Genomic DNA, 20,595 nt, shown 5'->3' with positions numbered 1-20,595 from the left:
TCCGCCCAATTGTCCACCGCCTCTCATCGCTCGATGAGACAACACGCGGCCCACCGCGAACGATGCCCTATCTTGAAGTAACGGAGGTGCGCATGCGCGGTTGGATTGCGGGTGGTGTGGCGATGCTGGTGGCCCTGGCGGCGTCGGCGGCGGTGGCACCGCAGCCCGCGGCGCCGCTGCCGTCCTACACGAAGGTCCAGGGCGTCACCGGCAAGCTCAAGAGCGTCGGCTCGGACACCATGAACAACGTGGTGGCCGAGTGGTTCCAGCTCTTCAAGGGCTACTACCCGGGCGTCACGACCGAGGTGGAGGGCAAGGGCTCGGGGACGGCTCCGCCCGCGCTGATCGAGGGCACCACCCAGTTCGGGCACATGAGCCGGGCGATGAAGGCCTCGGAGATCGACGCCTTCGAGAAGCGGCACGGCTTCAAGCCCACGAAGCTCCGCGTGGCCATCGATGCGTTGGCGGTGTTCGTCCACAAGGACAACCCGATGGAGTCCATCAGCCTCGAGCAGCTCCAGCGGGCATGGTCGACCGCCGGCCCGAACATGACCTGGGGCGACCTGGGCGTGTCGGCGCCCACCTACCGCAACCGCTACGTCAGCCTGTACGGCCGCAACTCGGCGTCGGGCACCTACGGCTACTTCAAGAAGGCGGCCCTGGGCGACCTGGACTTCAAGCCCACGGTCAAGGAGCAGGGCGGCACCTCGGGCGTGGTGCAGGCGATCGGCAACGATCCGTACGGCATGGGCTACTCGGGCGTCGGCATCGCGACGGCGGACGTCAAGAAGCTCGATATCGCGCTCGAGACCGGCGACGAGGCCTACGAGCCCACCGAGGAGAACGCCCTCGCGGGGCTGTATCCGCTCGCCCGCTTCCTGTACGTGTACCTCAACCACGATCGCAACTCCTCGCTCGATCCGCTGCGGCGGGAATTCGTCCGCGTGATCTACTCGCGAGAGGGCCAGGAACGCGTCACCAAGAACGGCTACTTTGCCGTCCCGCCGATCGTGGGCCGGCAGGATGCGGCCTCGGTGGGCATCGAGATCGAGTGAGCCAAGGCCCGCCGCGGTCCGGAGCCGCGCCGGTGGCGTGACGCGAGCCCTCCATGCCGAGATCGACCCGCCGCAGGGTGCACACCATCGATCGCGTCGCCGAGACGGTCATCACCCTCGGCGGCTTCAGCGTGCTCGCGGCGGTGCTGGGCATCTGCGTGTTCTTGGCGGCGGTCGCCGTGCCGCTGTTCCGCTCGGGATCGCTGGAGGCGGCTTCCGACGGTGTGGGCGGCGTGCGTGGCGGTGGCGCGACGCTGCTGCTCACCGACGAGTACCTGACCATGGCGATGGCCGTGGATGAGCGAGGACGCATCGCTGTGCGGACCATCGCCGACGGGGCGCTGGTCGACGAGCTCGACCTAGCGGGCGACGGTGGCGCGGACGGCCCGCGGCCCACGGCGTGGAGCCGCTCGCCGTACAGCGAGCGGGTCGCGATCGGCTACGACGACGGCTCTGTGCGGCTGGGGCGTATCGGGTTCGATGCCCGGCGGCTGGACGCCGGCGATGCACCCGATGGCGCGGCCGCGCTCGATGCCGGCGGCGTGATGCCGGCGGAGATCGGCGGCGCGCGCGGGCTCGTGCAGCAGAACGAGCAGGGCGACCTGCGCTTCGTGCACCCCGTGGTCGACCTCGAGGAGGCGACGCGGCCGCTGGAGGGTTCGGCGGCGATCGCCCGGATCGATCACCTGCTGTTCAACCGCCGCGAATTCGTGGCCGCCATTGCGGGCGACGGCTCGGCGGCGGTCAGCGGCGTGCGCAAGATCGTTCCGCTGGGCGGCGGGCCGCCCCGCGTTCGGCTGCAGGCGTCGCCGCTGGATCTCCAGCTCACGGCGGGCGAGGCGATTCCGGACTGGGTGTTCGTGCTCGATGCCGGCGACTCGGTGGTCGTGCTGTGGCGCGACGGGCGAATGCGCAGGCATGCACGGGGGGACGCCGGCTTCGAGCTGGCCGACGATCTGCAGCTCGGCGCCGAGATCACCAGCGCCGAGGTGCTGCTGGGCGATCGCTCCGTGCTCGTGGGCGGCGCCGACGGCTACGCCGAGCAGTGGTTCGCCGCGCCCGACCCCGACGCGCCGCACGCCGACGGCCGGCGGCTCGTGCGGGGGTCGAGGCTCCGCATCGGCGATGCGCCCGTGGAGGCGATTGGCATCAGCCGGCGGGATCGCTCGGCGGTGTTCGCCGCGGGTCGCACCATCCGCGTACGGCACCTGACCAGCGGGCAGGTTGTCGCGTCGGTCGAGCTGGGCCAGAGTTCGGCCGACGCCGTCGCGCTGTCGCCGCGCGGCGAGGCGGTGATCGCGGTGGGCGCGTCCGTGGGCGATGCCGACGAGGACTGGGGCGCCCTGTGGACGCTCACGCCCGGGCACCCCAAGGTCACCTTCGGTTCGATGTTCGGCCGGACGCACTTCGAGGGCGAACTCGAGGCGGGGTATTCGTGGCAGAGTTCGGCGGCGACCGACCAGTCCGAGCCCAAGCTGAGCCTGATGCCGATGATCTTCGGCACGCTGAAGGCGACGGTGTTCGCGATGCTGTTCGCGGTGCCCGTGGCCGTGGGGGCGGCGATCTACACGAGCGAGTTCCTGGACCGCCGCATCCGCCGGGTGGTCAAGCCCGCGGTCGAGGTGATGGCCTCGCTGCCCTCGGTGGTGCTTGGCTTCGTAGCCGCGATCGTGCTCGCGCCCTACGCCCGCGACTGGCTGCCCTCGGTGCTGGTGGGGCTGGCGATCGTGCCCTTCGTGGTGATGCTGGCGGCCCACGCCTGGCAGCTCGTGCCCCAGCGTGTTGCGCTGCGGACGACGAGCGGGCGGACGCTGGCACTGCTGGTGGCGGCCATCGCGCTGGGCGTGCTGCTGAGCGCCGCCGTCGGACCCATCGTGGAGCGCACGCTGTTCGCGCCCTCGCGCGGCGACGTGCTGCTGCTCGCCGGCTCGGCCGAGCCCGTCGCCGAGGGCGAACGCCCGGGCTGGGTGGGGTCCCGCGACGTGCTGGACGCCGAGGAGCAGCTGCGGCTTCGGCGCAGCGGGCTGGGATTCGATCGCGGCGTCGTCGTCCGGCCCGTCGAGCCCGAGGATGCGGAGTCGCTCGCGGCCGTGGAAGCCACGATCGCCGAGGCGGGCATCGCCGATCCGAGCATCCGTCGCTGGCTGGATGGCGAGTTTGGCGGCGCGGGGCCCGGGTGGTTCCTGGTGTGCGTTCCGTTCGCGATCGTGCTCGTGGCCGGAATGAGCCGCCGGCTGCTTGGGCGCGGCTTCAACGACTACGTCGCCGTGCAGCCCCGCTCGCGGGCCGCGTTGCTCGAACTCGTCCGGTTCGTCGTGACGACGGCGGCCGTGCTCGTGGTTGCGGCGGCCGCCGCGTGGCTGCTGGCGGCCTTCGGGCAGGATCCGCGGACGTCGATCTTCGGGCCCTTCCAGCAGCGCAACACGCTGGTCGTGGGCATCATCATGGGGCTCGCGGTCATCCCGATCATCTACACCATCAGCGAGGATGCGCTCTCCAGCGTGCCCAACGGCCTGCGGTCGGCCTCGCTGGGCGCGGGCGCCACCCGATGGCAGACGGTCATCCGTGTGGTGCTGCCGGTCGCGGCGTCGGGCATCTTCTCGGCCTGCATGATCGGGCTGGGCCGAGCCGTCGGCGAGACCATGATCGTGCTGATGGCTACGGGCAACACGGCGACGATGAACTGGAACATCTTCGAGGGCATGCGGACACTGTCGGCCAACATCGCCGTCGAGCTGCCCGAGGCCGCCCGCGGCGGGACGCACTACCGCGTGCTGTTCCTGTGCGGGCTGGTACTGTTCGTGATGACCTTCGTGATCAACACGTCCGCCGAGGTGGTCCGCCAGTACTACCGCAAGCGGAACGCGGCGCTATGAGCCAGGCGGCGGAGCAGCACGTCGCACGCCGGACCACCCGGCGCACCACGCTCTCGGCGCGCGGCGAGCCGGCGGTGTGGGTCATGGGGTCGGCCCTGGTGCTGGCGGTGGCGCTCCTGGTCGGCCTGCTGGGGCTGATCGCCTACAGCGGGCTGTCGGCCTTCGTCGTCGAGCCCATCGAGCGGGTGACGCTGCGGGACGGCTCGAGCTTCCTCGGCATCTACAAGCAGCGGGAGCGCTTCGACGCCGATCCCGCGATGCGGGCCGAGATCGAGGCGCTCCGCGACGCCGGTGAGCTGCCCGAGGACGCCGAGGCGGGCGATGGCCGCGCCGTGCGGCTGCTCTTCCGCGTCGCCAACCGGGAGTACAACGGGCGGACCTTCCGCTGGGTGCCGGCGTACGAGATCGCCAGCCGCGCGACGCCCGGCACGCTGGCCTTCGTGGAGCGGGAGTCCTGGGGCGCCTGGCTCGGCGAGCCGCGGGCGCTCTGGCTGCTGGAGGATCGCGTGCTGCCTCTGGGCGAGGCGCCGCCGGCGGATGCCCGCGATGCCGAGACGCTCGCCGACGGCTCGACCCGCGTCCGCGTGGCCCGCGTGCTCGCGGAGGGGCCCGAGGAGACCTGGGCGGCGCTGCCGGACGCCATCGATGCGGCCCGCGAGCGCCGGGCCGAGCGTCGGCGGCTGAACGCCATCGAGCTGGACGACATCAACGTCGCGATCGACGAGCAGCGGACGCGGCTGCGACTGGCCGAGATCGCGGTGCGCGACGCCGCCGAGGAGCGGTCCGGCGGCCTTCCGGTGCTGGCGTGGCTGCCGGTGCTGGTCGCGGCGGCGGGCGGCGTGGCCGGACTCGCGACGGCGCGGCGGTGGACGCCACGGCTCGATCCGCAACGCCGCGGCACGGCACGGCTGGCCGTCGGTTCGCTGGCCGTGCTGGTGCTGGTGCTGTCGCTCGCGGTCGTGCTGGAGCACCCGTGGGCGGGCGGCGGCGATCCCGATCGCGCCGCCGAGCGGCTCGCGGAGGTTGCCGCCGAGGTCGAGCAGCGCGAGACGGAACTGCAGCGGCAGGCCGACGAGGTGGTCGCCCGGATCCGCACGCTGGACGCCGAGGACGATCGGCACCGGGTCGTGTTCTCCGATGGCGCCGACGCCGGCGTCTTCGCGCCGATCAGCGACACGCAGCGGGGCGAGCCGATGCGGGTGAGCCAGGTCGTGCGGGTCTTCCGGCCCAACGACATGTCCTTGGCCGAGCGGGCCGCCGCGTACACCGAGCGGTGGTGGGCCTACGTGAGCGAGGATCCGCGGGAGGCCAACACAGAGGGCGGCGTGTGGCCGGTGATCTTCGGCACGGTGCTGATGACCATGCTGCTCAGCGTGGTCGTGGTGCCGCTGGGGGTCATCGCGGCGCTCTACCTGCGGGAGTACGCGAAGCAGGGATTCGTCACGAGCGTGGTGCGGATCGCGGTGAACAACCTGGCGGGCGTGCCCAGCATCGTGTACGGCGTGTTCGGCCTGGGCTTCTTCTGCTACGCCGTGGGCGGCTTCATCGACGGCGGGGCGGAGGATCCAGCGCCGCGGATCGGCTCGTGGTCCGATCCGGGGTGGTGGCCCTGGATGGTCATCGGGATGCTGGTGGTGATGTCGGCGCTGGCGATGGGCGTGCTGGGCCGCGCCCGGCCTGGCACGCCGTCGACGGCCGGCAACCGCGTGTTCCGGGTGGCGGCGTCGGCGGCGTGGCTCGCCGCTTCGGGCATCGTGCTGCTGCTGTTCGCCACGACGCCCTATTTCCAGGGCTTCTTCCGCGTGCAGGTGGCCGACAATACGCCGGTGTTCGGCACGCCCGGGCTGCTGTGGGCGTCGCTGACGCTCGCATTGCTCACGCTGCCGGTGGTGATCGTCGCGACCGAGGAGGCCATCGCCGCGGTGCCCAACTCGGCCCGCGAGGGCAGCTACGGCTGCGGGGCGAGCAAGTGGCAGACGGTCCGACGCATCGTGCTGCCGGGCTCGATGCCGGGCATCATGACCGGCGCCATCCTGGCGATGGCCCGCGGCGCGGGCGAGGTTGCGCCGCTCATGCTCGTGGGCGCGGTCAAGCAGGCCGACGCGCTTCCCTTCAGCCGGCATGCGCCCTTCCTGCACCCCGAGCGGAGCTTCATGCACCTGGGCTTCCACATCTACGATCTGGGCTTCCAGAGCCCCGACCCCGAGACCGCCAAGCCGCTGGTGTGGGCCACGGCCTTGCTGCTGATCCTGATCGTGGTCATCATGAACCTGGCGGCGATCACCATCCGTGCACGGCTGCGCGCGCGGCTATCGTCCGGCCACTTCTAGGGGAGTCGCACGCACCCATGACCCAGGCGATCGACACGCGCGCCACGGCTACGCAGGCCCGGGATTACCCGGTCATCGACGCCATCCGCCGCGGCGAGACCGCCGGCTCGGTGGTGCACGACGCGCTCGCCGCCGAGGACACGGTGCTGGACGTCGAGCGGTTCCGGCTGTTCTACAACTACGACCAGCAGGCGCTCCACGACGTGTCGATGATGGTGCCCCGGGGCCGGGTCACGGCGCTCATCGGGCCGTCGGGCTGCGGCAAGTCCACGCTGCTGCGGAGCGTCAACCGGCTGAACGACCTGATCGACGGCGTCCGGGTCGAGGGCGGCATGACGCTCAACGGCCAGCCGATCTATGCGCACGACGTCGACGTGATCGAGCTGCGCAAGCGGATCGGGATGGTGTTCCAGAAGCCCAACCCATTCCCGATGTCGATCTTCGAGAACGTGGTCTACCCGCTGCGGATCGACGGCGAGAACCGCCGCGGTGTGCTGGCCGAGGCCTGCGAGCGGGCGCTGCGGGCCGCCGCGCTGTGGGACGAGGCCAAGGACCGGCTGAAGGACTCGGCTCTGGGGCTCAGCGGCGGGCAGCAGCAGCGGCTGTGCATCGCCCGGGCCATCGTGGCCGATCCCGAGGTGCTGCTGCTCGATGAGCCGTGCTCGGCGCTGGACCCAATCGCGACGCTGCGGATCGAGGAGTTGATCCACGAGATCGCCACGCGGTACACGGTCCTCATCGTCACGCACAACATGCAGCAGGCCACCCGGGTGAGCGATTTCACGGCGTTCATGTACCTCGGACGGCTGGTCGAGTACGGCCCGACCGCGGACATCTTCCAGCGGCCCAAGCTCCGCGAGACCGAGGAGTACGTCACGGGCCGCTTCGGCTGATCGCCCCTCAGCCGGGAGCACGCGGGCCGATGGAGGACGAGCGGCCGGAAGACCGAATCCGGCCCGGCCAAGCGCCGATTGAATAGAGTTCGCAACGCTTCGAGGCCGCCCGCCCGCACGAGGCTCGCCGGCGCGGGATCGGCCGATTGCAGAGGGGAATCCGATGGCTTCCGGTCCTCGCGCCGTGCCCCCGTCCGTCAACGGCTGGAACGCCCAGTTCCTGGATGAGGCCTACCGGTCCTACCGGCAAGACCCCGAATCTGTGCCGGCGGACGTCCGGGCCTTCCTGCAGGGCTTCGAGTTGGGCGACTCGGGTGCTGGTTCGTCGGGGGCCGGTTCCTCGGGGGCCGAAGCGGGCGGCGGCGACGCGGACTTCCACCACAAGGTCGACGAGCTGATCTTCGCCTTCCGGGACATGGGCCACCTCGAGGCCCGGCTCGATCCCTTCGATCGCGAACCCGACCCGGTGGACTGCCTGCGGCCCGAGCATCACGGGCTGACCGAGGAGGATCTCGACCGGGCGATCAATCCGGCGCGGCTGGACGTCGAGGAGCCGCTCACGCTGCGGCAGGCCATCGACAGGCTGCGGCGGACCTACTGCGGCTCCATCGGCGCCGAGATCATGCACGTGCCCAGCCGCGAGGAGCGGAGCTGGCTGATCGAGCGCTGCGAGCGGGACGCCGGCGCCATCAACTTCGATCGCGGCCGCCGGGTGCACATCCTGCGGCAGGTGCTGCAGTCCGAGATGTTCGAGAAGTTCCTGGGCCGCCGCTACCCGGGCGACAAGCGCTTCAGCCTCGAGGGCAGCGAGACGCTGATTCCGCTGGTCAACGGCGTGCTGGAGCACCTCTCCGAGCACGGCGTAGAGGAAGCGGTCATCGGCATGGCCCACCGCGGCCGGCTCAACGTGCTCAACAACGTGCTGGGCAAGACCTACGAGCAGATCTTCACCGAGTTCGAGGATACCTGGGCCGAGGACTACACCCAGGGCGGGGGCGACGTGAAGTACCACCGCGGCTACTCGGGCCAGCTGAGCTACCCAAATGGCCGCTCGCTGCACGTGGCGCTGTCCAGCAACCCCAGCCACCTCGAGGCCGTCGCGCCCGTGGTGCAGGGCCGCACCCGGGCCAAGCAGCGGCACCGCGGCGACAAGCAGCGCATCCGCGTCGTGCCGATGGTCATCCACGGCGACGCCGCCATCAGCGGCCAGGGCGTCGTGGCCGAGACCCTCAACTTCTCGCAGCTCGACGGCTACGCGACGGGCGGCACGATCCACGTTGTCGTGAACAACCTGATTGGCTTCACGACGTCGCCCCGCGACGGCCGGTCGAGCCTCTACTGCACCGACGTCGGCAAGATGGTCGGTGCGCCCGTGCTGCACGTGAACGGCGAGGACCCCGAGGCGTGCGTGATGGCCGCCATGATCGCGGCCGAGTATCGCCAGACGTTCCGCAAGGATGTGCTGCTCGACATGCACTGCTACCGCCGCTTCGGTCACAACGAGCAGGACGAGGCCAGCTTCACCCAGCCGGTGCTCTACAAGCTCATCAAGGGCAAGAAGAGCGTGCTGTCGACCTACGCCGCGCGGCTCCGCGACGAGGGGGTGATCTCCGACGACGACATGAAGGAGATCCGCGGCCAGCTCGACAACGCGCTCGATCAGGCCCAGGACGCCGCCAAGCAGTCCCCGTACGACCCCACGATCGACCCGGGCAGCGACCGCTGGGTCGGCATGACCCACAAGTACGACTTCGATCCCATCCAGACGGCGGTGTCGCGGGACGTGCTCCAGGAGGTTTGCGAGGCGATCGGCACGGTGCCCGAGGGATTCACGCCGCACCGCAAGCTCCAGAACCTGCTCGAGTCCCGCCGCACGCTGCCCGAGACCGGCGACATCAGCTACGCCGACGCCGAGACTCTGGCCTACGGCACGCTGCTGCTCGAGGGCATCCCGGTGCGGCTGAGCGGGCAGGACTCGCGTCGGGGCACCTTCAGCCATCGGCACGCGGTGCTGGTCGACGCCGAGACCGCCGAGACCTTTACGCCGCTCAATTCGATCCGCCCGCTGGGCGAGCCGGGCACGGATCTGGAGCCCGGCGAGACCGACGACAAGGGCCGCATCGCCCAGGCCAAGTTCTGCGTGTACGACAGCCCGCTGAGCGAGTTCAGCGTGATGGGCTTCGAGTACGGCTACGCGCTCTCGGACCCGAACATGCTGGTGATCTGGGAGGCGCAGTTCGGCGACTTCGTCAACGGCGCCCAGGTCATCATCGATCAATTCCTGACCAGCGCGGAGGTCAAGTGGGACCGCTGGTGCGGGCTGACGCTGTTCCTGCCGCACGGCTACGAGGGCCAGGGTCCCGAGCACAGCTCGGCGCGGCTCGAGCGATTCCTCGAGGCCTGCGCCGACGACAACGTCGAGGTGGTCTACCCCTCGACGGCCGCCCAGACCTTCCACATGCTGCGGCGGCAGGTCCGACGGCCGTTCCGCAAGCCGCTGGTCGTCATGACGCCCAAGAGCCTGATCCGCACGCCGACCAGCACCATCGACGAGCTGGTGACCGGCCGTTTCCAGGAGATCATCGACGACCCGGCCTTCGTGGACGGCGGCGATCCGAGCGGCGTGCGCGACGTCCTGCTGTGCACCGGCAAGCTCTACTGGGAGCTGCAGGCCCGCCGCGATGAACTGGACCGCAAGGACGTGGCGATCGTCCGCATCGAGCAGCTCTATCCGCTGCACACCGAGCTGCTCGAGCAGCTCATCGAGCGCTACGCCAACCGCGAGCGGGTGATCTGGGTCCAGGAGGAGCCCCGCAACATGGGCGCCCACCTGCACGTGTCCGACGCGATCCGCACGCGGATCGGCGGGGTGCTGCCCAACGGCGAGTTGGGCTACATCGGCCGGCTGCCGAGCGCGTCGCCCGCGACGGGCTCCAAGCGGCGGCACAAGGATGAGCAAGAGTCGATCGTGGCCGAAGCGGTCGGCCCGGCTCCCGCGGAGGAAGACGCCCAGGGCGAGCACAAGCCCAAGCTGGTCCGGGCCTCGGCCTAGGACGATTCGGCATTCACACGACGCTGCACGGACGGCAGGAGCCACGCATGGCCACCAACATCGTGATCCCAGAGGTCGGCGAGTCGATCACCAGCGGCGTCATCGCCGCGTGGACCGTGGCCGACGGCGACTACGTGGAGCGGGACGAGACGGTGCTCGAGCTCGAGACCGACAAGATCACCATGGAGGTGCCCGCGCCCGCGGCGGGCGTCGTCAAGCACGGTGCCTCGGAGGGCGACGAGGTCGAGGTCGGCGCGACCGTGGGCTCCATCGACGAATCGGCCGAGAAGCCCGGCGGGGGCGAGTCCTCCCAGGGCGAATCGGCCGAGGACGCCGAGCCGGCGAAGTCCGGGTCCAAGGACGCCGGCAAGGCCGCCGAGACCGCGGCCGGCGGCGGCCAGGGCGAGAAGCGGGCGTCGGAAGCCGGCGGGGGCGGAACGGCCATCGCCGAGAAGGTTGCCAAGACGGATCGCGTGCCGAAGGCGAGGCCCGACAACGGCGCCGACGTGCACGCGACGCCGGTGGCCGAGAAGGTCGCCAGCGAGCACGGCGTGGATCTGTCCTCCGTAGTGGGCACGGGCGCGAGCGGCCGCATCCGCGAGCAGGACGTGCTGGCCTTCCTCCAGTCCGGCGGGCGGCCCGGGGGCGACAACGGCGCCACGCGGAACGGCGGGGACGGCGCCCCGTCCGGCAGCCGCGACATCCATCGCGAGAAGATGACCCCGCTGCGGCAGCGCGTCGCCAACCGCCTCGTCGAGGCGCAGCAGACCGCGGCGATGCTGACGACCTTCAACGAGTGCGACATGACCGCCGTCATGGCCCTCCGCAAGCAGTACAAGGAGGACTTCGAGAAGAAGCACGGCATCGGGCTGGGCTTCATGTCCTTCTTCGTCAAGGCCGTCGTGCAGGGGCTCAAGGCCTTCCCGCTCGTCAACGGCTACATCGCCGAGGACGAGGGCGGCAAGCCGGTCATCCAGACGCACGACTACTGCGACGTCGCCATCGCGGTCGCCAGCCCCAAGGGCCTCGTCGTGCCCGTCGTGCGCAACGCCGAGACGCTGAGCTTCGCCGAGATCGAGAGCACCATCAAGGACCTGGCAACGAAGGCCCGCGACGGCAAGCTGACGCTCGACGAGATGACCGGCGGCACGTTCACGATCACCAACGGCGGCGTGTTCGGCAGCCTGATGAGCACGCCGATCCTCAACCCGCCGCAGTCGGCCATCCTGGGCATGCACACCATCAAGAAGCGCGCCGTCGAGGATCCGGCCAACCCGGGCCAGCTGGCCCTCCGCCCGATGATGTACCTGGCGGTCAGCTACGACCACCGCATCATCGACGGCGCCGAGGCCGTGCAGTTCCTGGTCACTATCAAGAACTGCATCGAGAACCCCGAGCGGATCCTGATCGATCTCTAGTTCGAGGCGTTCCTAGCGATTCGCCGTCGCGTGCCGCTGGTCGACCAGCTGGTCGAGCAGGCCGTTGCACGCCGCGGTGAGCATCTCGTACACCCGCTCGAAGCCGTCGTCCTCGCCGTAGTAGGGGTCGGGCACGTCGGGGGCGCGGTCGACCTCGCCCGCGTGCTCCGGATCGAATGCCCGCATCCGGCGGGTGCGTTCGGGGGGCGAGCCCAGCCGCAGCAGATCGCGGTGATTGCTGGCGTCCATCGGCACGATCCACGCGAAGCGGCCGAAGTCGCTCGATGGGTCGATCTGGCGGCCGATGCCGGGCAGCTCGACGCCGTGGCGGTCGGCCGTCGCGAGGGCGCGGCGGTCGGGGCGGTCGCCGACGTGCCAGTGGCCCGTGCCGGCCGAGTCCGCGACGACGTCGATCGCACGCTCGCGGGCGAGATGCAGGAAGATGCCCTCGGCCAGCGGGCTGCGGCAGATGTTGCCGAGGCAGACGAAGAGGACGCTATTGGTCGGCGGTTCGGGCATCGGCCGAGCGTACGCCCACGCCGTCCGCGAAGTTGTTTGCCACGCTGTTGACATGGTGCCGCGCCGTGCGGCGATCCCGCCATAACTCGTCGAGCGCGGCTAGCGCGGCCTCGGGTCGGATCGCGGCGAGCGGGTCGGCGGCCGCGAGGCCCAGCCGCCGGAGCGTGCCGCAGGCATCGGGACCGTCGAAGTCCAGCGTGAGGGCGAACCGATCGCGGAGGAACCGCTCGACGGCCTTGTCCAGCGTGCCGGCGCAGGAGGCGTTCGTCGTGCCGCTGGCGAGCACCGCGTAGGCGAGCAGCGCCTCCTTGCACTCCTCCTGGGCGATCATGCGGCACAGCGTGTGCAAGACGGCGGCGTTGTTGGCGATGTTCTTGTCGTAGAGGTGCTGCGTGCGGTGGCTCGTCCGCTGGTGCTTCTTGCGGCGGTAGCCCAGGAAGCTCTTGATCGCCAGGCCGCCCAGCCCGATGGCGACGGGCACGGCCAGGGCCGTCGTCGAGACCGCGCCCCCGGCGGCCACCTTGGCGACGCCGCCCAGCGAGCCCGCGCCGCCGCCGATGATCTGCAGGCGGTCGGTCACCGACATCTGCACGCGGGCGTGGGGCAGCAGCGCCTCGACGTCGGCCATCGGGATATCGCGGAAGAGCTTGAGCCGCAGGTGGTCCTCGCCCTTGATCTGCGCGACGACAACGAGCCTCGGGAACACCTCGACGTCGAAGGGACTGGTCCGCCAGGGCCGCACGCGATGGCGGCGGTGGTGGGTCTCGAAGCCGCGTCCGCGGACGTGCAGCGACAGGCGCTCGATCATCTCGGGATCGAGCTTGACCCGCAGGCCGTACACGCTGCCGGCGGCGAGGGCGGCCTTGATGCCCACGTCGTCCATCTCGGTGAAGTTGGCCTTGCCCAGCAGGTAGCAGAGAGCGTCGTGCAGCGTGCCGTCGGGCGCGGCATGGCCCGGCAGCGTGTCGAGGTCGGGGTTCATCGCGGCGTATAGCCGGTCGAGGTGGCGGTGCAGCTCGTTGGCCTCCAGCCCGATCACCCGCTCCAGGCTGCGGGCGAGCTTCTGGGCCCAGCCAGCGACGGGCCCGAAGCGGCCGGGGTCGCCGTCGATGGCGTCGACCAGCGCGTCGAGGCGTACGGGCACGAACCGATCGTCGGGCCGGTGCAGGTTGGGGCGGGCCGCGGGCACACCCGAACATATCGGCTTCGCGCGTGGGTCGTAATCCGCTACCATCGCGGGACGGAGGTGCTCGATGACGCAGCAGCCGATCCCCGTACGCCCCGGGGGCGTGGCACTGGCGTGCGGCGGCCTGATGGTCCTGGCCGCGGTGTCCGTCCTGCCGGCGTGCAGCGAGAACTCGACGCCCGCCGCCACGATGCGGTCGGCGGAGGCCGTCGTCTCCACTGTCGAGGGCCGCCAGCTCTACATCCTGCACTGCCAGCAGTGCCACGCGGCCCAGGGTGAGGGCGTGTTCGGCATGGGCCCGGCGCTCGTGGGCTCGGCCGCCGTCCTGGGCGATCCCGATTACCTGACCGAAATGATGCTGCTGGGCATCGGCGGCGATGCGCCCGGGGCGCTCCGCGCCTCGGGCGAGTATTCGCTGCCGATGCAGAGCTACGCGCACCTCCGCGACGACGAGATCGCGGCGATCCTGACCTACATCCGCCGATCGTGGGGCAACTTCGCGCCGTCGGTCCGCGACGTCCACGTCACCGACATCCGAGACCAGCTCTAGGCGGGCTGGGGCGTCACGCCGGCGGCGGCGTAGACCCTATCGACGAATCCGGCGGCGAGCGCTCCGGTTGTGCGCCTGCGCGGACGCTTGGCCATCGCGTCGAGCAGCGCGCGGGCGACCTCGGCGGTCGCGGCGCGATGGCACGGCACCAGCCCCGGGTTGTCGTGCAGTGACACGGGCGCATGCCGGGGATCGGCCACGACGTGCAGGCCCGCGGAGAGCGCCGCGGCGACGAGGCCCGGGCTCGCGTGGGCGTCGGCGTCCGGCCCGTGCACGGCGAGGGCGACCGTCGCCGCCGCGAGCCGCTCGTGCAGCGGCCGGCCATCAACGTCGATCCGCACGAGGTCGAGCCCCTCGGTGGGCATCCGCAGCAGCCGCCGGAGCCCGGAGCACGCCGGCGGCACGGCGAAGTCGATGCCCGCGTGCCCGGCGCTGGCCAGGCTCACGCCACGCCAGGGCAGCAGCGTCCGCCCCTGTGTGCCCGGGTCGGCCAGCAGGAGCACGCGCGGACGCTCGCCATGGTCGCCGCGGTCGGGGACGGACGTGCACTGCGCGATCTTGATCGCCTCGGCGGTATCCGCCGGAGATCGACCGTGGGGATCGATCGCGGCGACTGCGCCGAGAGATCCGCCGACGCCCGCGCGACGCGCGACAGCTGCGGCGAACCCGCTCCAGGCCACGCAGCCGGCTGGCTCGATGTCGCGGAGCACGCGTTGCAGCCCGCGGGCCGCGAGGCGGACGCTGCCTCCCGCCGGTGTGGGCACGCGGGCATCGGGCCGGACGTCGAGCCGTTCGGCCCGGGCGTCGGCGCCGGCATGGCCCAGGACGACGCGGACGTGCGGCACCGGCGCGGCAGTGCGCAGGAAGGCCGCGAGGGCGAGGGCCGAGAGGTCCCCGCCGCGTCGGAGCACGCGATCGGGCGGCGTCGACTCGGAGGCCGCGTCGGAGGGTCCGTCGACCTCGAAGAGGTGCAGCAAGGCCACGGCGACGCCCCGGGGCTCAGTTGCCCGCGCGGGCGCTGAGGACCCGCTCTTCGTTGTAGAACAGCTCGCTGACGGCGCGGCCCGAGTAGGCCGCGAGATCGTCGAGCGCCTGTCGCTGCTCGTGGCCGCTGCTGGGCACGAAGTCCGGGCGGACCGGCATGGTGACGTCGAGGACGTGGCCGGAGGAATCCGGCTCGGGCCACAGCCGCTCGTTGTTGGCCACGTCGATGACCTTGACGCGGAGCCGGGAGTTGGGCCGCAACTCGCCGGTGTCGGCCGCCAGGCGGAAGCGCTCGACGCGGACCCAGATGATCTGCTCGGCGCCGATCGCCCGGCCGATGCCGACGATGGACATCGACTGCTCGGCGCTGTCCCGCTGCAGGGTGGCCATGACCTCGCGGGAGTCGACGACGTCCTTGACCTTGGCCCGCGAAGCCAGCTGCCGCTGTGCGGTGGCGAGCAGCTCGCGGCGGTAGGCCATCGAGGGCACGATGCTGTCGGGATCGTCCAGCATGATGGCCGTCACGCGGCCGCGATCGAGCGTGAACTCGCGGGGCACCTTGGGCGGCCCCTGCACGAGCAGCACCGCGGGGGCCACGATGTTGCAGCCGGCTAGCACGCCGGCCGCGATCACCAACGCCAAGCTTGCCACCATGCGCACGCTAGTACTCCTGGAACTCCTCGTACCGCTCGCGATGGTCGTAGAAGAACCATGCCGAGCGGTTCGAGAATCGCCGGACGAGCTGATCGGCCATCGTGGAGCCGGGCAGCTCGTCCCGCGTGACGTTGGGCAGGTCCGGGAAGCCCACCGTGACGAACTCCTCGAGGCGGACGTCCTCCTCGATGAACGAGTCGGCTTCGATTACGAGCACGACGCCCGACACGCGGCCGTCCCACACGTACTCGTTGCCGGGCTCGAAGAGCTGGAACTCCTCGAGCTGGATGACCACGAGCCGGTCGACCTCGAGCCGCTCGGCGATCTCGTCATACGTGCGGCCCAGCAGCGCCGGCTCGTTGAACATGATCCGCTCGATCTCGTTGGTCGACATGATCTCGATGCCCGGGACGTTGGCTCGCAGCCGCTCGGTGATGTTGGCGTGCACCACCTCGTCGATGCTTGGGTAGGTCATCGCCAGCTCGCGGTCGGCATCGACGATAACCGCGACCTTCTGGCCCTCCAGCCCCCGGTACTCGGCCTCGACCTTGCGTGTGCTCTGGCGGCGGCGTTCCTGCTCGAGCACGCCGAAGAAGCCGAAGATGTTGCACCCCGCCAGGGATCCCGCTTGGGCGAGCAGCAGCACAAGCAGCACGAAGCGGCACGCGCACGCGTTTCGGCTCACGATCCACCCCCCCCCAGGCCCGACCCATCGAAGGTGGCCAGCTTGAAGAGCCACGCGGCCAGCAGCACTGCGCCGGCGACCCACAGCAGCCTGGGGCTCCAGGCCTTCGCCGCCACCGACACCGTGGCGGCGCCCGTGGCCATCCCGTGGAGGCCGCACCAGAACACGACGGCCGCAACCAGCGCGAGGCCCATGCCCGCGGGTTGGGCCAGGAAGGACCCGCCGAGGTCGCCGTTGGCCGCCCGCGTGACGGCCGTCGTCATGCCACAGGTCGGGCACGGCTTGTTGAAGGCCGTGACCCACTGGCAGGGCGGGAGGCCCATCTGGGTGTGCGTGCCGTGGCCGGCCTCCGAGGGCGTCAGCGCCGCGCCCACGGCCAGCAGACCGCCACTGGGCAGCGCGACGGCCGCCCCGGCAAGCCGCGGGCGACCCGGTGCCTCGGAGGGCGCGGCATACGGCCGCGCGGCCGTGAGCGACGTGCTTGCGTCATGATCCTCTAGCACGCAGCATCGTACGGGGTTGACGGCCGGCGGATCCCGGGGTGGGCGGCGGTGCCGGGCGGCCGCATCAATTGCGGGGCGGCTTGGAGGGCCGGCCCAGCGGCGGCTCGCCCCGCATCCGTCTCGCGAGATCCGCGACGATGCGGTCCTCCAGCGTGATCAGGTGGTGGCTCAGCAGCAGCCGCCCCGGCACCCAGATGGGCTCCTGGTCGGGCGGGGCCGAGTTGGTTGCGCCCACCCAGGCATCGCGGAGGACGGCGTAGGGCACGATCTCGTAGCCCCGGGGCTGGGCGTTGAGCGTCTGGATGAACTCCGAGCCCGGGATCATCTGCTTCGCGGCCGCATCGAGGTGGATCCTCTTGGCGAGCGTCGCACCGCGGTGCGGCGTGCCGAACGTGTACAGCGTGCCGATCCGAAGCTCCATGTCGTTGGCGCGGCCCACGGCGCTGGCGTCGGCGGCGGCCGTCCGCGCCACCAGCCCACCCATCGAGATCGCGATGACGTCGACCTCCGTGGTCCGCGCTCGGCCCGTCTCGGGGTCGACGTCCGATCCGAACCGCTCGGCCACCTGGCTCGCGACGTCGTCGGCGATCGGCGGGATGTCGTCGGCCATCGGGAAGCTGATGGCCAGCAGTTGGTCCTTGTCGGCCCCGGTCAGCTCGCGGATGCGATCGGCCAGCATCGAGCCGGCGGCGCCCGGCGAGCGATAGCCACTGAGCACCACGATGGGGCGCTCGTGGCCGATCGGGTCGGCCTTCATCTCGCGGAGTGCCTCGCGGACCTCGGCGTTGGTGGCCGGATAGTCCGGGTTGTGGTGGTCGATGTGGATGCACGACGCCACGAGCACGAGCATGGACGCGCCCGCGATCACGACCGCCGCGTTGCGGATCCGCCGCCACCACCGCCTGCCGCGGGAGCGCGTCGTCGTCGACGGCGCGTCGCCGGCGTCGGTGGTCTTGGCGTCGGTGTGGCGGGCGTCGGCCTGCTCGACGTCGGCTGGTCCAGCCTGGGTGTTAGTCTTCATTAACATACTTATTGGTTTGTGGCGCGTCGGCTTCCAACAAGCCGTCGGTCCCGGGGGCAATCACGGGCCCTTCGGGCCGATATCGGATGGATTATGGGCGACAGACTCGCAGGACACGGGATCGTGGTCACCGGAGCCGCCCGGGGCATCGGCCGGGCCATCGCGGCGGCGTGCGCGCGGGAGGGCGGCCGCGTGCTGCTCACCGACATCCGCGACGACGAGGGCGAGGCCGCCGCTGCCGAGATGGGCGCGGCCTACTGCCGGCTCGACGTCCGGTCGGAGGACGACTGGCGGGATGCGTTCGCGGACGCTGCCGCCCGCGGCATCGCCGTCACCGGCCTGGTCAACAACGCCGGCGTCAGCGGCTTCAACGAGGGGCTGGGCCCGCAGGACCCCGAGCACTGCGCGCTGGCCGACTGGCGGGCCGTGCATGCGACCAACCTCGACGGCGTGTTCCTGGGCTGCCGGCACGCCATCGGCGCGATGCGGGCGGCCGGCGGCTCGATCGTCAATATCGCCTCGCGGAACGCGACGGTCGGTGTCGGCGGCGCGGCGCCCTACGCCTCGAGCAAGGCGGCCGTGCTCAACCACACTCGCTCGGTTGCGCTCTACTGCGCCGAGCGGGGCCTGCCAATCCGCTGCAACGCGGTGCTGCCCGGCGCGATCCTGACTCCGATATGGGATGCCTTGCTCGCGGGCGTCGCCGACAGGGATGCCGCCATCGCCGACATTGCCGCCGAGGTGCCACTCAAGCGGATGGGCGCGCCGGCCGACGTGGCCGCGATGGTCGTCTACCTGCTAAGAGATGAGTCGAGCTATGCCACCGGGGCGGCCTTCGCGATCGACGGTGGCTTGACCGCGGGGACCACGGCGCAGCCGCAGAAGTGACCCGAACGATGCAGGCCGTCGGGACGTGGGTTCGTTCTAGTAGTCGGTCGTAATCGCCGCTACGTCGGGCCGAGCACGGTCTTCCCGCGGCTCGTCATTCCGCCCAATGTGGATGAAGCCGGCGAGCTGCTCGTGCTCGGCCACGCTCAGCTCGGCGAGCACGCGGCGGTCGAAGGCGTACCACTCGGTGAGCCAGAGGCCCGCGAATCCGAGGGCCCGCGCGGCGTGCAGCAGGTTCATGCAGACCGCACCGGTGGCGAGCATCTGCTCCCACGCGGGGATCTTGGGGTGCTCCGCGGGGCTGTAGACAACCGCAACGACGAGCGGGGCGTACGACATCCGCCGCCTGGCCTCGCTCCGCTGCTCCTCGGGCGCATCGGGGTGATCGGCCTCGAAGCAGTCGCCGATGACGCGGTTGAGGTCGTCGCGGCGCTGCCCGCGGATGATGACGAACCGCCACGGCACAAGCCGGCCGTGATCGGGCACTCGGGACGCGATCTCCAGCATCTGCGCGAGCCGGTCGTCGTTAGGCGCCGGGCCGGCCAATAGCTTCAGCTTCGGCGACCGTCGCGTGCGAAGGTACTCGAGCACCGGCCGCGTCTCGATCGCCGGCATGGTGGCGGGGGTGTTGCCGCTGGCGATGGCCATGCCGCTAGGACTCCCCGATCGTGAGCGATGCCCCGCGGGCGGACGACTGGATCCGCTCGGCCGCCATCTTCTCCCAGCCGCTGCCCAGCTCGCCGAGCGGATCCGGCGGGACGATGTCGACCTTCTTCTCGCCCAGCGTCGCCACGCCGGCCCGCACGCGGGCCTGGAAGTCGAGGCATTCGGCCAGCAGGCGGTCGAGGATGTCGTCCTCGGGCACGTTGGCGACCTTCTCGCCCTGCACGTAGATGATGCCCCGCTTGTTGCCGGCGAACACGGCGACGTCGGCGCCCTCGGCCTCGCCCGGCCCGTTCACCACGCAGCCCATCACCGCAACCTTCATGGGCACATCGATCTCACTGGCGAGCTTGGCCCGCACGTCCTGCACCAGCGTGAACAGGTCGACCTGGATGCGGCCGCAGGTGGGGCAGGCGATGAGCTCGGCGCCCTTCCGCTCGCGGAGGCCGAGCGAGTACAGCAGCTCCAGGCCGTCCTCGACCTCGTAGATCGGATCGTTAGCGTAGCTGATGCGGATGGTGTCGCCGACGCCGTGGGCCAGCAGGCTGCCCAACGCGACGACCGAGCGGATGCACCCGGTCTCCTTCGGGCCGGCGTGGGTGACGCCCAGATGCAGCGGATGGTCGAAGCGGTGAGCGATCTCGGTGTACGCGTCGATCACCATGGTGGCGTCCATCGACTTGGCGCTGATGGCGATGTCGTAGAAGTCCTGCTCGTAGAAGATATCGAGGTATTCCTCGAGCTTGGCGATCATGATCGCGAGCATGTAGCCGTGCTTGTGGTCGCTGAAGAAGGCGCCCAGCTCCTTGGCCCGCTTCTGCTTGTCCTTCCGCTCGATGATCGAGCCCTCATTGACGCCCACGCGGATGGGCAGGCCGGCCTGCTTGCACGCCTGGATGACCTCGATGACCTGCGCGCGGTCGCTGATGTTGCCGGGGTTCAGCCGGATCTTGTGGACGCCGGCCTCGACGGCCTCGAGCGCACGCTTGAAGTGGAAGTGCACGTCGGCGACGATCGGCACGCTCGTCTGCGCCAGGATCTCGGGCAGGACGATCGTGTCCTTCTTCTCGGGCACGGCCACACGGACCACGTCCGCCCCGGCCGCGTGCAGCTTGTGGATCTCCGCCACGCATCCATCGATGTCGTGCGTGTAGCCCGAGGTCATCGTCTGGACGCTGACGGGCGCGGCCGACGTCGCCCGGCCGGCCGAATCCGGAAGCCCGCCGCCCACCTGGACGATGCCGGTCCTCTCGTTGCCAACGTAGATCGGGCGGGTAGGGCGTCTCGGCTGCATCGGCCAATCGTACGTGGCCCGCGG

The 20,595-nt window shown here is 70.8% G+C and carries 17 protein-coding genes; 8 read left to right on the top strand and 9 right to left on the bottom strand.

Annotation, left to right across the window (positions count from 1 at the left end; all coding sequences use genetic code 11):
• Positions 1-92 precede the first annotated feature (92 nt).
• From AAFX79_06365 to odhB, 6 genes are all read left to right on the top strand, one after another.
• Positions 93-1,055 carry a phosphate ABC transporter substrate-binding protein gene (locus AAFX79_06365; protein MEO1008170.1) on the top strand — a complete coding sequence of 321 codons (963 nt, stop codon included), beginning with the start codon at positions 93-95 and terminating at the stop codon, positions 1,053-1,055.
• Positions 1,056-1,108: 53 nt separating this feature from the next.
• Positions 1,109-3,931 carry an ABC transporter permease subunit gene (locus AAFX79_06360; protein ID MEO1008169.1) on the top strand — a complete coding sequence of 941 codons (2,823 nt, stop codon included), beginning with the start codon at positions 1,109-1,111 and terminating at the stop codon, positions 3,929-3,931.
• Positions 3,928-6,261 carry an ABC transporter permease subunit gene (locus AAFX79_06355; protein MEO1008168.1) on the top strand — a complete coding sequence of 778 codons (2,334 nt, stop codon included), beginning with the start codon at positions 3,928-3,930 and terminating at the stop codon, positions 6,259-6,261. Before AAFX79_06360 ends, AAFX79_06355 begins: the two co-directional genes overlap by 4 nt.
• A gap of 17 nt (positions 6,262-6,278) precedes the next feature.
• Positions 6,279-7,154, top strand: a complete 876-nt coding sequence (gene pstB / locus AAFX79_06350; protein MEO1008167.1) for a phosphate ABC transporter ATP-binding protein PstB — start codon at positions 6,279-6,281, stop codon at positions 7,152-7,154.
• A gap of 184 nt (positions 7,155-7,338) precedes the next feature.
• Positions 7,339-10,206 carry a 2-oxoglutarate dehydrogenase E1 component gene (locus tag AAFX79_06345; GenBank protein ID MEO1008166.1) on the top strand — a complete coding sequence of 956 codons (2,868 nt, stop codon included), beginning with the start codon at positions 7,339-7,341 and terminating at the stop codon, positions 10,204-10,206.
• Between the two features lie 47 nt (positions 10,207-10,253).
• Positions 10,254-11,624: a 2-oxoglutarate dehydrogenase complex dihydrolipoyllysine-residue succinyltransferase gene (odhB, locus tag AAFX79_06340; GenBank protein ID MEO1008165.1), complete on the top strand. Its 1,371-nt coding sequence runs from the start codon at positions 10,254-10,256 to the stop codon at positions 11,622-11,624.
• Positions 11,625-11,636: 12 nt separating this feature from the next.
• Here odhB and AAFX79_06335 read toward each other — a convergent pair whose 3' ends face one another.
• Together AAFX79_06335 and AAFX79_06330 are read right to left on the bottom strand one after the other, a co-directional pair.
• A complete protein-coding gene (locus AAFX79_06335) occupies positions 11,637-12,143 on the bottom strand; it encodes a low molecular weight protein-tyrosine-phosphatase (protein ID MEO1008164.1) in 507 nt (168 codons plus the stop codon).
• Positions 12,121-13,332 carry a DUF3754 domain-containing protein gene (locus AAFX79_06330; GenBank protein MEO1008163.1) on the bottom strand — a complete coding sequence of 404 codons (1,212 nt, stop codon included), beginning with the start codon at positions 13,330-13,332 and terminating at the stop codon, positions 12,121-12,123. Before AAFX79_06330 ends, AAFX79_06335 begins: the two co-directional genes overlap by 23 nt.
• Positions 13,333-13,396: 64 nt before the next feature.
• Here AAFX79_06330 and AAFX79_06325 point away from each other — a divergent pair, with 64 nt between their 5' ends.
• The gene (locus AAFX79_06325; GenBank protein ID MEO1008162.1) at positions 13,397-13,879 is read left to right on the top strand and encodes a cytochrome c; all 483 of its coding nucleotides are present in this window, start codon (positions 13,397-13,399) and stop codon (positions 13,877-13,879) included.
• On the opposite strand, the gene AAFX79_06320 is transcribed toward AAFX79_06325, so the two are convergent.
• The 5 genes from AAFX79_06320 to AAFX79_06300 all read right to left on the bottom strand — a co-directional run bounded on the left by AAFX79_06320 (position 13,876) and on the right by AAFX79_06300 (position 17,726).
• A complete protein-coding gene (locus AAFX79_06320; GenBank protein MEO1008161.1) occupies positions 13,876-14,862 on the bottom strand; it encodes a hypothetical protein in 987 nt (328 codons plus the stop codon). The genes AAFX79_06325 and AAFX79_06320 overlap by 4 nt on opposite strands.
• Positions 14,863-14,878: 16 nt before the next feature.
• Positions 14,879-15,517, bottom strand: coding sequence for a hypothetical protein (locus AAFX79_06315; GenBank protein ID MEO1008160.1), 639 nt, complete (start codon positions 15,515-15,517; stop codon positions 14,879-14,881).
• A gap of 7 nt (positions 15,518-15,524) precedes the next feature.
• Complete coding sequence (locus tag AAFX79_06310) at positions 15,525-16,202, bottom strand: hypothetical protein (protein ID MEO1008159.1); 678 nt, start codon at positions 16,200-16,202, stop codon at positions 15,525-15,527.
• On the bottom strand, positions 16,199-16,705 hold the full coding sequence (locus AAFX79_06305) for a DUF2752 domain-containing protein (GenBank protein ID MEO1008158.1): 507 nt from the start codon (positions 16,703-16,705) through the stop codon (positions 16,199-16,201). The genes AAFX79_06310 and AAFX79_06305 overlap by 4 nt, the downstream gene beginning before the upstream one ends.
• A 64-nt stretch (positions 16,706-16,769) precedes the next feature.
• Entirely contained in the window at positions 16,770-17,726 is a 957-nt protein-coding gene (locus AAFX79_06300; protein ID MEO1008157.1) for a hypothetical protein, read from the bottom strand.
• Positions 17,727-17,819: 93 nt separating this feature from the next.
• Here AAFX79_06300 and AAFX79_06295 point away from each other — a divergent pair, with 93 nt between their 5' ends.
• Complete coding sequence (locus tag AAFX79_06295; GenBank protein ID MEO1008156.1) at positions 17,820-18,614, top strand: SDR family oxidoreductase; 795 nt, start codon at positions 17,820-17,822, stop codon at positions 18,612-18,614.
• A gap of 36 nt (positions 18,615-18,650) precedes the next feature.
• On the opposite strand, the gene AAFX79_06290 is transcribed toward AAFX79_06295, so the two are convergent.
• The gene (locus AAFX79_06290) at positions 18,651-19,262 is read right to left on the bottom strand and encodes a nitroreductase (protein ID MEO1008155.1); all 612 of its coding nucleotides are present in this window, start codon (positions 19,260-19,262) and stop codon (positions 18,651-18,653) included.
• 4 nt (positions 19,263-19,266) lie between these two features.
• Complete coding sequence (gene ispG, locus AAFX79_06285; GenBank protein ID MEO1008154.1) at positions 19,267-20,571, bottom strand: flavodoxin-dependent (E)-4-hydroxy-3-methylbut-2-enyl-diphosphate synthase; 1,305 nt, start codon at positions 20,569-20,571, stop codon at positions 19,267-19,269.
• Positions 20,572-20,595: the final 24 nt, after the last annotated feature.

Source organism: Planctomycetota bacterium (genome assembly GCA_039819165.1).
Taxonomy (GTDB): domain Bacteria; phylum Planctomycetota; class Phycisphaerae; order Phycisphaerales; family UBA1924; genus JAHCJI01.
The sequence above is the reverse complement of the archived record's forward strand: the minus strand, read 5'-3'. Positions and strand labels throughout refer to the sequence as shown.

What these genes read in the sequence shown, in the direction of transcription:
- AAFX79_06365 (MEO1008170.1), top strand. Translation starts at nt 93, where the DNA reads ATGCGCGGTTGGATTGCGGGTGGTGTGGCGATGCTGGTGGCCCTGGCG.
- AAFX79_06360 (MEO1008169.1), top strand. Translation starts at nt 1,109, where the DNA reads ATGCCGAGATCGACCCGCCGCAGGGTGCACACCATCGATCGCGTCGCC.
- AAFX79_06355 (MEO1008168.1), top strand. Translation starts at nt 3,928, where the DNA reads ATGAGCCAGGCGGCGGAGCAGCACGTCGCACGCCGGACCACCCGGCGC.
- pstB (MEO1008167.1), top strand. Translation starts at nt 6,279, where the DNA reads ATGACCCAGGCGATCGACACGCGCGCCACGGCTACGCAGGCCCGGGAT.
- odhB (MEO1008165.1), top strand. Translation starts at nt 10,254, where the DNA reads ATGGCCACCAACATCGTGATCCCAGAGGTCGGCGAGTCGATCACCAGC.
- AAFX79_06335 (MEO1008164.1), bottom strand. Translation starts at nt 12,143, where the DNA reads ATGCCCGAACCGCCGACCAATAGCGTCCTCTTCGTCTGCCTCGGCAAC.
- AAFX79_06325 (MEO1008162.1), top strand. Translation starts at nt 13,397, where the DNA reads ATGACGCAGCAGCCGATCCCCGTACGCCCCGGGGGCGTGGCACTGGCG.
- AAFX79_06315 (MEO1008160.1), bottom strand. Translation starts at nt 15,517, where the DNA reads ATGGTGGCAAGCTTGGCGTTGGTGATCGCGGCCGGCGTGCTAGCCGGC.
- AAFX79_06300 (MEO1008157.1), bottom strand. Translation starts at nt 17,726, where the DNA reads ATGAAGACTAACACCCAGGCTGGACCAGCCGACGTCGAGCAGGCCGAC.
- AAFX79_06295 (MEO1008156.1), top strand. Translation starts at nt 17,820, where the DNA reads ATGGGCGACAGACTCGCAGGACACGGGATCGTGGTCACCGGAGCCGCC.
- AAFX79_06290 (MEO1008155.1), bottom strand. Translation starts at nt 19,262, where the DNA reads ATGGCCATCGCCAGCGGCAACACCCCCGCCACCATGCCGGCGATCGAG.
- ispG (MEO1008154.1), bottom strand. Translation starts at nt 20,571, where the DNA reads ATGCAGCCGAGACGCCCTACCCGCCCGATCTACGTTGGCAACGAGAGG.